The following is an 11991-nucleotide window of genomic DNA, read 5'->3' as shown; positions in this document are numbered from 1 at the left end:
GAGCAAAAAAAGTATAGGAGGGAAAATGTCTAGACAGCAACATTGATAGAGGGTTTCTGTGATAATGGCTGAAAGAATTTCAGAGATTTTCAGTAAATACGAATAAAGGGTGTGAGTGGCGATGAAGGGTTTAAAAATGATGAGATTTGGCGATGGATGAGATCGCCAAATCTGGGGTAATTTATTTTGCGCCAAGTTCTTTTCGGATGATCTCTGCGCCTGCGCTTAACGCGTTGAGTTTCCCTCTGGCAACATCGCGAGATAATGGCGCCATGCCACAGTTAGTTGATGGGTAAAGTTTGTCTGCATCAACAAATTGTAGGGCTTTTCGCAATGTATTGGCGACTTCTTCCGGAGTTTCGACAGTGTTGGTTGCCACGTCAATTGCACCGACCATCACTTTTTTACCACGGATAAGCTCAATCAAGTCCATCGGGACATTGGAGTTGTGGCATTCCAGTGAAACGATATCGATATTTGAGCTTTGCAGTTTCGGGAAAGCTTCTTCGTATTGTCGCCACTCAGAACCTAATGTTTTCTTCCAATCGGTGTTGGCTTTAATGCCATAACCATAACAGATATGTACTGCAGTTTCGCATTTCAGTCCTTCAATGGCTCTTTCGAGGGCAGCGATCCCCCAGTCATTGACTTCATCAAAAAATACGTTAAATGCGGGTTCATCAAATTGGATAATATCGACACCTGCGGCTTCTAACTCTCTGGCTTCTTGGTTAAGAATTTTAGCAAACTCCCACGCCAATTTTTCACGGCTTTTATAGTGGTTATCATAGAGCGTGTCGATCATGGTCATTGGACCCGGTAATGCCCATTTAATCGGTTTGTCAGTGAGTTGACGAAGATACTTAGCATCATCCACAAATACTGGCTTTTGGCGAGCAACAGCGCCCACAACGGTTGGTACGCTGGCATCGTAACGGTCACGAATTTTTACCACTTGGCGTTTTTCAAAATCCACACCACTCAAGTGTTCAATAAAGGTGGTCACAAAGTGTTGGCGAGTTTGTTCGCCATCGCTCACGATGTCGATACCCGCACGTAATTGATCGTCCAGTGATAAACGCAGGGCATCTTGTTTGCCGGTGATAAGTTCTTCGTTGTTCAGTTTCCATGGGGACCAAAGCTTTTCTGGTTCAGCTAACCAAGATGGTTTCGGTAAGCTACCGGCTGTGGAAGTAGGTAATAATATTTTCATTGCAGGTGACCTTTTATTTTATTTTTTATAAATACGCGATTTTATTAAATTGACCGATTTTTATTAAACGGAATAGCTTGCAGACCATTTTTCAAGGATCGTTTGGTAAGGCTTAATGAAGTGCTCTTCAGTAAATTTACCTTGTTCAATGGCAAGTTGGCTGCGCTCTTCACGGTCATAAACAATTTTTGTTAATGAGTAATCCTGCTGATTTAAGCTCGGTTGATAACATTCACCCGCTACCGTGTTGGCATTATAAATTTCAGGACGATAAATTTTTTGGAACGTTTCCATGGTGCTAATAGTGCTGATTAACTCAAGGTTGCTGTAGTCGCTCAGCAAGTCTCCCGTAAAATAAAAGGCCAAAGGAGCAACGCTATTTTTTGGCATAAAGTAACGAACCTGTAAGCCCATTTTTGCGAAGTATTGCTCCGTTAAAGAAGCGTTACTTGGCTGATATTCAATACCTAATATAGGGTGTTGATTCCCAGTGCGATGGTAGGTATCTCTATTTGAGACACTTAAACAGATCACCGGTGATTTATTAAAGTTCGCTTTGTACTCTTTGGAATTAATAAACGATTTAAAAATATTGCCATGCAGGCAGCCAAATTTAGTAGGAATACTAAACTCTGTTTGGTCTTTGTTATGTTCCAAAAGTAAAACGCTAAAATCATAGTCCCGCACGTAGGAAGAAAAATTATTCCCTACAATCCCTTCAATACGTTGCTGCGTTTTTTTATCGATGATGCTGGTTTTTAATATTTCAATGACAGGGAAGGCGCTATCTTTTTCTTCGATATTCATCTCGACAGAGATAATTTCCAACTCAACAGCATAGCGATCGTTTTTAGGGTTATCCCAATACGCCAATGAATTGAAGCGGTTGTTGATCATCGACAATGCGTTACGCAGATTTTCCTGGCGGCTTTTGCCTCTGGCTAAATTTGCAAAGTTGGTAGTAATCCGCGTGTTTTCCGATGGGTTGTAATTTTCATCAAAAATGCTGCGCGTAATATTAAAGGTAAATTCTGTATTCATGATTTTTGCATCCTAGCTCTAATAGGAAAACGGCGTTTATTTCTTGATTACAGAGATGTTGCACGTTTTCTCATTCATCAATTTTATGTAGCCAGTAAGTTAATATGTTTAATTTATGCCAGAGCGAGGCAGGGAGTTAAAGCGACTTAATTTCACTTCGAACATGAAGAAATTTCATGATGAGGGGAGGTAAATAGATGGGTTTCACTTTGACTCTATGTGCTTGTTGACGATTTAATGCAATTCATTTTTTGAGCTGATCAGATGGCAAAAATATTAGTTTTATATTTAAATAATATTGAATTCTTAATGTTCTAGTCTGCTACTTTGAATCTTTTACTAGTAAAATATGATTGTAATATGAAGTTTTTTATTTTGATAATTAATTAAGCTATTGTATTTACTATGGTACGAAAATAGTGAAGGAATCTTTCGCACTTTTTGTCAAAATGGTTTTTTTACCTAGCTATGTTTTTATGGTGTGATATGTAAATTTTATTTATTAAATTCATATAAAAGTCTTTTTTGGAACACCATCAGCTTTATCTCTTGATTTAGTTTATATTTTAATGCTTAAAGCTATACCGGTGTATTTTTAGTCTAAAGTTCAGCGTTGTAAGCGTAAGAATAATACTTATCATCACTCTTTATTGGTGTTTGGTTGAGTGACTTATTTTATTTATGTATATAAAAGTGATTTTTTATATACAAGCAAGCAGGGTTTTTAATTAAAAAAAACAGAATATTATTTTTTATGATATGTTGTTGTACTTAACGAATATTTAAATAAAATATAGTGTTGTATGAAAGATTGAAACTTTTCATTAATATTCGCCTTACGTATTTACTATACTTTATAAGTAAAGGGTGAACTGTGCTTTTGTAATGATATTGTTTAATTGATTAATATAAAATTCTTAGTTTTCAATTCATTATCTTTGTCGATCATCAAATAAGGAATACCTTATATTATAGGGATTCTAACCTAGTATAATTTGGCGCTAGGCAGTAGATTTAATTTATGACATTAAGGTTGTTATCTATCATGAAAAAAGAAAAACTATATTATATCAGTCAACTGGTAGGAAAGTGTATGCAAAAGTATCGCATTGAAAAAGGTATTAGTGGGGAATGTGTTGCAAAAAAGTTAGGTATTAGTCAACAACAATTATCAAGATATGAGCGTGGTGAAAATGCGCTTACAGTTGATGTGTTATTCAAATATCTATTAATTATTGAAGTTAATTTTCCTGAGTTTTATAATCGGTTATTCTATATAATTGGGCGTCATCCTAAATTATCTATGTATATTTCAGGTTTAAATGGTTTTGGTTGGGAACTAGATGACTTAAAAGATTATTATACATCTGCAATTGTATAAATATTAAAGTAAAAACTTTTCTGTTTACTTGGCTTATTTTATATTATGATAGATATATTGGATTGTCCCTATCATAGCAGAGAATAGTACGATGCCAAATAAATCACCAACTGCTTTTTCTCGTATAACGCGCAGTTCTGGGCGTACTAATAGTATATTAACAGTTACTCTGCCTCTTTTATTTGTATTAATCACAACATTATTTTGGAGTGCTGATAGGATTGTTCAGCAAGAAACCAGGCGTTTAGAAGTTGAATTCAAATCTTTTATTGGTTATTTGATTGAACAAGAAACTTTTTTAAAAGCACTAAATAAACAGAATCAAGATTTATCTGAACTGCTTGAAAGTCGAACTTACTCCATCAATGATCAATTTTTACCGAAAGAATGGCCATTAAGACTATTAGAAGGTAAAGAGTCTATCGTTGCTATGCCATTCACTTTAGCTTGTGGAACCAATTTAGAGTGCTCCAGAGTTCCGAGTATTTTATTTTCATTAGGGGCTTATTTAGCAGATTTTTACTCCACATTTTGGGGGCGCTCATACTATCCAGCCGCAGCTGTATTTTTTGTTAACGAGCATGACTATATTAGCATTAGCGTTCCATCAGTTGGTACTTTAATGGGGGGAGAGGCTATTTCGCCTGAATTATTTCGCTCAGTAACCGATAGTGTTAGAAAAAATTTATCATTAATAAATAAGCAGTTTGCTGATATAAAACAAGACGAGCAAGAACCCCCAGTTATTTGGCTAAAAGCAGAAAATTTTAAAAATAATTTAATGGGCATTGTTCCAGCAGGCTTCAATGCTGATTTGTGGCAAAGTGCTCATCTTTCACCAAAAGATATTTATGCAGTTTCTCTGTTAAGTAAAGATCATCTTAGTATGCTAGAGAAAATGTTAAACCCAACATTGAGGCATGAACTCTGGCTTTTGCATGAAGATTTTGGCCTATTATTGGGAGAGTCAGCTGTTCCTGTTGAGCCATTAGAAGGTATTTTTTATACACAAAATGGCTTGGTGATGAAATTAAGTTTTGAAAATACAGATTGGGTGGGCTATTACCGAATTAGTTATGCCGCATTTTTTGAAGATAACTTATGGTTGCCAATTAGCCTTGTTATATCTCTTCTGTTTAGTATTTTCTGCGGCTGGGGTTATAAACATTGGTACCATAAAAAAATATTACAGCCTGCGGTACATTCACAACAAGTTATTTTAGAAAGTGAAGAGTTCAATCAAACATTGATTGCAACCACACCGATAGGGCTTTGTGTTATTGATAAAGAAACACTAGGACTTCGTTTTGCTAATGAACTAGCTCAGCACTGGTTAAAAATTCCAGATACTTCTCATCCTTATGATTCTATTGAATATAATGAATTACTTCGCCGTGTTATTTCTGATCAGAAGCAGGTTACGACTGTTTTAAAATCAGGGAAGCACGCTATCTATATTGTTAGCACTGCAACCCATTATCAGCAACGCCCAGTTATTTTATGTGCATTTACTGATATCACTATACAAGCAGAAACAGAAGCACAGCTTAATCATGCTAAGCGTTTAGCTGAAGAAGCTAACCAAGCTAAATCAACCTTTTTAGCCACGATGAGCCATGAAATACGAACTCCGCTTTATGGTATTATTGGGACATTAGAATTATTAGAAAATACAGCATTAACTCCTAAGCAAAAACATTTTCTTGATAGAATGTCTACAACATCGCATTTATTAATGCATCTTATCGGGGATATTCTTGATATCAGTAAAATAGAAGCCAATCAAATTCATATTCAACACCAGTCATTTGACCTACTCGATTTAATACAGCAAACCGTTCAGTTATATCAAGGCCTAGCTCAACAGAAGAAACTTCAGTTATTTGCCATTATTGATCCTAATATCTATGCCATTAGAATTGGTGACTCAGCACGATTACAACAAATATTTGGTAACCTAGTCAGTAACGCTATTAAGTTTACACATCATGGTAAAGTGACGATTGAATTAAAAAATGGTGACAATAACAATATCATATTGTTTGTAAACGATACTGGCGTTGGAATTAGTAAAGAAGAACAAGAAAAGTTATTTGAACCTTTCTATCAAGCACACTCTGGAGACCATACCTACGGAGGAACAGGCTTAGGTTTATTTATCTGCTCAAAATTAGTCAAGCTGATGGGGGGCGAAATCAGCGTAGCAAGCGAGCTGATGCATGGTAGCTCTTTTAAAGTGACATTGCCGTTAGAACTAGATCACAACAATATACATTGGAAGAGTTTAACGGGTTCACATATTTGGCTGCGGACAATAGATCCTCTACTAACCAACAATGTGTATGATTGGCTAACTCGTTGGGGAGCAAAAGTCTATTTCACAGAGGCTGAGTTGCCTGAAGACTCATCATTGGTCATTGCCGTAAGTATTTTAATCGAGAACTTTTCATTACCTAAAAATTGGCAAGGGAAAATATGGATAAGTGATGAAGCAAGCTTCCGTTTATCTGAATTAAATCAACAGCTTTTTTTACTGCAAAATGATGAAAATTCAATATTGCCTTTAAGCTGTCCAATTCAACAGACACCATCTTATGCGAATGAATACTCATTGCGTGTTTTAGTTGCAGAAGATAACCCAATAAATCAGGTTATACTGCAAGAGCAGTTAGAATTACTTGGTTGCGAAGTCTTTATGGCTAGCGATGGCGAAGAGGCCTTAGTTATTTGGGATAATGAAGTCATTGATATTGTTTTAACTGACGTCAATATGCCTTACCGTAATGGGTATGAGTTAACTAAACAGCTGCGGAGTGAAGGTGAAACTTGCCCGATTGTTGGTGTTACGGCAAATGGTTTGAAGGATGAAGAAGAACGCTGTTTAGCCGCAGGGATGGATACCTGGTTAGTTAAGCCAATTGAACTAGATACTTTAGCGCAATTATTCAACCGTTTCTTCCCTACCTATTCTTCTACGCTTCTCTCTGATTCTGCCACTATGGTATTTATTAACCCACTTGATAGCAATGACCGAGATAATATTATTCAACATTTTACTGTTGATATTCATGATCTTTGCGAAGCGGTGAAAAATAATAACATAGAGGCAGTAAAACAGCTGTCACATCGTATTCGGGGCGCATTAGTGAGCGTGGAACAGCGTGAACTTGCTAGTAGACTTCACGTGCTTGAAGAGTTGTTGAATATGGAAAAACCAAACTTAAACATAGCCGATACCTATAAAGTGATTTGCGATGAATTAACGTTTTGGCTAAATAAGCTTAGTCAAACAAATGGTGTGTAATGCAATAACTGATTAGAGCTTGGTTATTTTCAACACCTAATTTACGCATGGCTGCATTTTTTTGCAGACTAATGGTTTTATCACTTCTATTGAGCAATTTGGCGATTTCAACAATCGGTTTTCCCTGAACAAATAAGCGCAATACTTCTAACTCTCGAGGCGAGAGTGTTTTCACTCTTTCATCAAGGGTCGAAGCTTTACGGCTTTTTATTGTTGTCGTTAAATCTGCAATAGGTTGACGGTATTGTTTTCCTTGACCCGCTAAGGTAATGGCTTTGATTAGCTCTGGTAGTGGCGCTTCCTTCGAGACAACCGCATTGACATTGTTATCGTATAACGTTTGAATAATCATGGGGTTAGATATCATCGTTAATACCACTAACGCTGTATTTGGGTATTTACGCTGTAGAAATTGGATATAATTTTGCCCATCACTTGATTGCGTGTTATTGGGCATCATATAGTCAGTAACAATGACATCAACAGTATGGTGATTTAAAAAAGAAAACAACTCAGCATCGCTGGTAAATGCACCTTCGATGGATAAGTTGTGTGATTGGGATAGTGTTTCTTTTAAGCCTGATAAGACAATCGGGTGGTCATCAACTAAGGCTAAGGTTAACTTTTTCATCTAAGTTACTCCTTATTATGTGTACTTGTACTTAGTACAGCAACACCCAAAAAATGTCAAATAACGATCGTCTATTTAGGGCTATTTTTAAAGAAAGGCATTAATGATAAAAACGCAGTTATCACAGATGCCTCGAATTACTAATAAGAAACTACGACACGTATTGTTTTAGAAAATGGACCAGACGTAATTGAGCGCCCGCTAATTTGACTTAAGGTTGCAGTGTATGGCACATTTACAGGTGATTGCGGTTTAATTTCGCCAATAGCATAATTTTGGTTAAATTCGAGTTCGGTTGAATTACTTTTAATTACGGTCTGTAATCCATTTCCCATATCAAGGTATTTATTTCCCAATATAGAATTATTATTTGGTTCAAATCGAACAGATACATTTAACCCTGTTTCACAATTTTGTGGAACTGACATGTCTATATTAAATGTACGGCTGACAACTTCCCCAGCATTCATTTGTTTTGGCGAAATAGTACCAAAGCCAACAGTTCCTCCATTTGATGTAGTCACACTGACTTCAGGAGTAGGGCAGAGTAACGTTAAATTACCAATGATATGTGCATATACAGGAGCACCAATATATTTACCTTGATAATCTTCATGATAACCTAATAAAAAATTACCTGTATCAAATGGTTTTAATGCATTACTACCTTTTAGGACGGCAAAATTATACATGATACCAATATTTACAGCAGTGCCTACTGAAGGTTGGCTCCAATATCCTAAGTCAATATTAGGTACGCTGGCGTTGGTAATTGTTGCAATTGTACCCCCACCAATTGCGCTTTGCTGAGTAACGGTAACGCCGCTATTTATTAATAGTGTTTTAGTTTGTTGAGGAACAACATTTTTAAAATAAACGTGATTAGGTGTAGCTACGCTTCCTGTAAAATCACATTGTAAAGACATAAAAGAAGATAATGCAGTCGCTAATTGTGTTCCGGTTGTTATAGCGCTACTATTGCTTGTAATATCAAATTTAATATCTTGTTGTATCGATGTTCCACCAGCCGCGGGTTTGCAGTTTGCTACGGCTCCAAGTGCATTAAAGCTTAAAAACGAAAGCGAAATTATAATAATTGATACTACTTTATTAAAATAGGGTTTCATGATCTCTTCCTATTTTTCATTAACTAATGAACATGTTGCACTTTGGCAGGTGTAATTTAATAGTTTTGGTGTTCCATAATCATCAATATACGTTAATACCATGTTGGATGACTTTATTTTTTTATCATTCAAGGAGTAGCTGGCATTACTATTTGGTTTAATAACTATTTCTTGGAAATTTTCAACTTTACTCGCATTATCATTAATGTTAATAATCACAACATGGTAAGGAGTTGGATTTGTTAACTTTAATGAATTACCACTTTTTTCAATTTTTAATTCTTTTTGCCAGTTATTATCAGGGTATTTTTTCAATCCTGTTGGTCGATAAAAAAGTTTAAATCTAGATTGAATAACAATTTCAACCGCATTCTCTAGTTCACTTTTTGGCGGTATTCCTAGTACATTAAAATAGAATAATGATTCTTTATCACTTGGAGCTTTCAAATTATTTTTCGTAGTGCTGATCCTGACTTGCTTCTTTTGATTGGGCTCAATACGCTGCAATAATGGCAATGCTATTAATGGATCAGAAATTTTATGGCTATTTTCATCTTCAATCCAAGATTGAACTAAAAAAGGGTCTTTACTGTCAGTATTTTCTACAACAATGCTAACGCCTTTGCTGGCTTCATTATAAATGACTCGTGTACGGTCTGCTGAAATTGATGCATGTGTATATGCACTAACTAGTAATAAGCTACTGATAATTAATTTAAATTTTTTCATAATATTTTATTCTTTATTACAAATCACATTATTGATATTTTGAATGATCTGGCTATCCGTCACTAACTGACATGATTGCCCACCATTCCATTTAACGATTAATTTTTGGTTCGGTTGAATTCCGGTTAAATAAACTTGACCATTCTCAGCAACCATACCTAATACGGTATCTTTTGCTGAGTCATAAACTAAAGCTCCAAACGGTGGTGTTTTTCCATCAGGAAACTTGATGGTAATTAATGCTTTTTCGCCAATAATCGTATTGAGTTTTGCATAACCGACGGCACCATCAGTTAAAGTTGATTCAATGACGCTATCATCCACACTGACATTTTCAGGTATATTATTCAGATCAACATATTGAGTTGATTTGTAATATGTCGGCACATTACTAATTGCCGCTAAGCCAAATCTATTTGTAATTGACTCGTTTTGATTGATTGAAACATCTTTAGCATTATCGGTATCAATCACCATTCTTGCTTGATTGTCATAGACTCTTCTATGTAAAACAGGACCTTGGCTTGTAATCGTTAATGAGCCATCTAGCGTTCCGCTTAATGTACGATAATCATCACCAAATGAACCCGTTATCTGTGCTGTCCCATATTGGGTATCACGAGATGCAGATGCGTTTATCGTTGTATTTTCAAAAAAGTCTCTTGTCGAAAGTCCCAGGCTTAGATTATTGCTATCGATTTTTGTATGGTAATTAACATTATTACTGTATTTTTTATCTTGGTCATTGTATGAACTAAAATATTGTAATCGCGAATTCTTTTCGCCAACAAAAGGAATACTTAATGAAAGATAAGCCTGCTTAGATTTACTTCCTCTCACATAACTACTTTCACTGACTGATAATGATAAAAGCGCATTATCAAAAAAGTCATTTTTAATTGTTTTATTAAACGATACACTTAAAGTATCGTTGTTTTTAGGTTCATTCCAATAACTTTCTCTTGAATAACTTAAGCTTACATCAGCATTGAAATCAGGTATTTGCTGAGTAAATGATGTTGTAAAAACATTTTTCTGGCGAAAATGATGGTTCGATGGATTACCTTTCGTATAAATAAAATTATTAACGGACATGAATCCTTCATTTGAGAACTGATATCCAGTTAAATCGAGTCGACTGGAGTTAGAGAATCGTTTTGCATAATTGATTCTATAGCTTTCACCTGTACTTGAATTTGTAGTATGTAAGCGATTTTTAGACTGTGTAATATCAAATGATATTGCACCTAAGCGCTCCATGTTTATACCTAGACCCGCATTATAAGCAATATATTCACTATCTGATGTTGAAAATAAACCACCAAAAACGGATAAGTTATTAAATAATCCCCAAGAAAATTCGGTTGAAATAAAATCATTATCAACATTATTTTCACCCATTGGTGCTAATCGACCGGCATTTAATTTATATTGAAACATACCTGGTCGAGTTAAAAATGGAATGTTAGTTGATGATATTTGGTACTCTCTAACAGAACCATCTTCTTCCGTAATTTTGACGTCTAAGGTACCCGATAAAGCAGAACTCAAGTTATCAATAGAAAAAGGTCCCGGAGCAACCTTTACTTGGCTTAATATACGTCCATTCTGAGAAATAACGACAGTCGCGTTACTGGTTGCTGTACCGGTTATATTTGGTGCATAACCTCTTAGAATTGATGGCAGCATATTGTCGTCAGTGAAAACACTTACGCCATTAAAGCGTACAGAATCAAAAATCTGGCTAGCTGTATAATATTTTCCTACAAAGAACTTAGCTGATAAGTCAGGTAAATCAGTAAAAAGATAGGTTTGAACCCATTTAAAACTATCATTGTTGCTATTATTAAAATCTTTTTGGAATTGATAGTTACTACGGAATCTCCAACGTCCCATATTTGTACCAATAGCACCAAATGAGCTTAAGTTATTTGTATCTTGAGCATTCTTATATTTTATGTAGTTTTCTACTATATTATAGTCAAATACTAGTGCATTAATGCCTACTTCACGTTGCATAGGCGGCACCCAGTTTTCATCTGAGTATAGGAAATAAGCTTGCGGTATTGATAATGAAAGTTCTTGCTTTTCATCATCAAAGAGTGATGAAATATTATCGTCCTGTGCTGATAAATCATAGCACTGGCCATCTGACCATGTTGGTATTTTATTGATGAACTCTTCTTTTAAGCCAATAACGTCTATTATTTTTTGTGAAATGCAGGGTTGTATAGATCCTTCTTTATTAAAGAAGTCAATTTTATCAAAAAAGTTTGTCCTTCTACCGTTAATTGATACGTTAGAAAAATAAGCGCCTTCCTGTGAGTGATTTTTTTCAAATGAACTCAAGTCAATATTTGTATCGCCAGAAATAGATAAAGCATCCTGATTAAATTGAACAGAGTCTGCATTTACATAGTTTGAATATAAAAATAAGCTAGATATTAAACTCGTCACTATGTTTTGTTTAAATTTGTTCATTTTAATTGACCGGAATATTATATAAAAAGTATTATTGTTATAGGTTTTTATTTAAATAATAACTGGATATGCTATGAATTTTAG

Annotated in this window: 8 protein-coding genes; 2 read left to right on the top strand and 6 right to left on the bottom strand. The window is 35.2% G+C overall.

Going from position 1 to position 11991, the window contains the following annotated elements:
- Positions 1-181: 181 nt before the first annotated feature.
- On the bottom strand, positions 182-1213 hold the full coding sequence (locus ACIH2S_RS13605) for a methionine synthase (RefSeq protein ID WP_036951072.1): 1032 nt from the start codon (positions 1211-1213) through the stop codon (positions 182-184).
- Positions 1214-1276: 63 nt separating this feature from the next.
- Positions 1277-2254 (bottom strand): DUF1852 domain-containing protein, encoded by a 978-nt coding sequence (locus ACIH2S_RS13600; protein ID WP_349487940.1) that lies wholly within the window; start codon positions 2252-2254, stop codon positions 1277-1279.
- Positions 2255-3299: 1045 nt separating this feature from the next.
- On the opposite strand from ACIH2S_RS13600, the gene ACIH2S_RS13595 reads away from it, so the two are divergent.
- Both ACIH2S_RS13595 and ACIH2S_RS13590 read left to right on the top strand, forming a co-directional pair.
- Positions 3300-3635, top strand: a complete 336-nt coding sequence (locus tag ACIH2S_RS13595; protein WP_036951070.1) for a helix-turn-helix domain-containing protein — start codon at positions 3300-3302, stop codon at positions 3633-3635.
- A 91-nt stretch (positions 3636-3726) separates the two neighbouring features.
- The gene (locus ACIH2S_RS13590) at positions 3727-6939 is read left to right on the top strand and encodes an ATP-binding protein (protein ID WP_430247594.1); all 3213 of its coding nucleotides are present in this window, start codon (positions 3727-3729) and stop codon (positions 6937-6939) included.
- On the opposite strand, the gene ACIH2S_RS13585 is transcribed toward ACIH2S_RS13590, so the two are convergent.
- The 4 genes from ACIH2S_RS13585 to ACIH2S_RS13570 form a co-directional block, all read right to left on the bottom strand.
- Positions 6917-7570 (bottom strand): response regulator transcription factor, encoded by a 654-nt coding sequence (locus tag ACIH2S_RS13585; protein WP_036951066.1) that lies wholly within the window; start codon positions 7568-7570, stop codon positions 6917-6919. The two genes, ACIH2S_RS13590 and ACIH2S_RS13585, sit on opposite strands and share 23 nt — an antisense overlap.
- Before the next feature lie 140 nt (positions 7571-7710).
- Positions 7711-8697 (bottom strand): fimbrial protein, encoded by a 987-nt coding sequence (locus ACIH2S_RS13580; protein WP_430247592.1) that lies wholly within the window; start codon positions 8695-8697, stop codon positions 7711-7713.
- Positions 8698-8706: 9 nt separating this feature from the next.
- Positions 8707-9426 (bottom strand): fimbrial biogenesis chaperone, encoded by a 720-nt coding sequence (locus tag ACIH2S_RS13575; protein WP_036951062.1) that lies wholly within the window; start codon positions 9424-9426, stop codon positions 8707-8709.
- A gap of 6 nt (positions 9427-9432) precedes the next feature.
- Entirely contained in the window at positions 9433-11907 is a 2475-nt protein-coding gene (locus tag ACIH2S_RS13570) for a fimbria/pilus outer membrane usher protein (protein WP_108478248.1), read from the bottom strand.
- Between the last annotated feature and the right edge of the window lie 84 nt (positions 11908-11991).

The sequence above is a fragment of the Providencia lanzhouensis genome, assembly GCF_050469745.1.
GTDB classification, from domain to species: Bacteria; Pseudomonadota; Gammaproteobacteria; order Enterobacterales; family Enterobacteriaceae; genus Providencia; species Providencia lanzhouensis.
This window is presented reverse-complemented; position numbering and strand designations above follow the sequence as displayed.

Coding starts and splice junctions, on each gene's coding strand:
- ACIH2S_RS13590 (WP_430247594.1), top strand. CDS start 3,727: ATGCCAAATAAATCACCAACTGCTTTTTCTCGTATAACGCGCAGTTCT.
- ACIH2S_RS13600 (WP_349487940.1), bottom strand. CDS start 2,254: ATGAATACAGAATTTACCTTTAATATTACGCGCAGCATTTTTGATGAA.
- ACIH2S_RS13605 (WP_036951072.1), bottom strand. CDS start 1,213: ATGAAAATATTATTACCTACTTCCACAGCCGGTAGCTTACCGAAACCA.
- ACIH2S_RS13595 (WP_036951070.1), top strand. CDS start 3,300: ATGAAAAAAGAAAAACTATATTATATCAGTCAACTGGTAGGAAAGTGT.
- ACIH2S_RS13575 (WP_036951062.1), bottom strand. CDS start 9,426: ATGAAAAAATTTAAATTAATTATCAGTAGCTTATTACTAGTTAGTGCA.
- ACIH2S_RS13570 (WP_108478248.1), bottom strand. CDS start 11,907: ATGAACAAATTTAAACAAAACATAGTGACGAGTTTAATATCTAGCTTA.
- ACIH2S_RS13585 (WP_036951066.1), bottom strand. CDS start 7,570: ATGAAAAAGTTAACCTTAGCCTTAGTTGATGACCACCCGATTGTCTTA.
- ACIH2S_RS13580 (WP_430247592.1), bottom strand. CDS start 8,697: ATGAAACCCTATTTTAATAAAGTAGTATCAATTATTATAATTTCGCTT.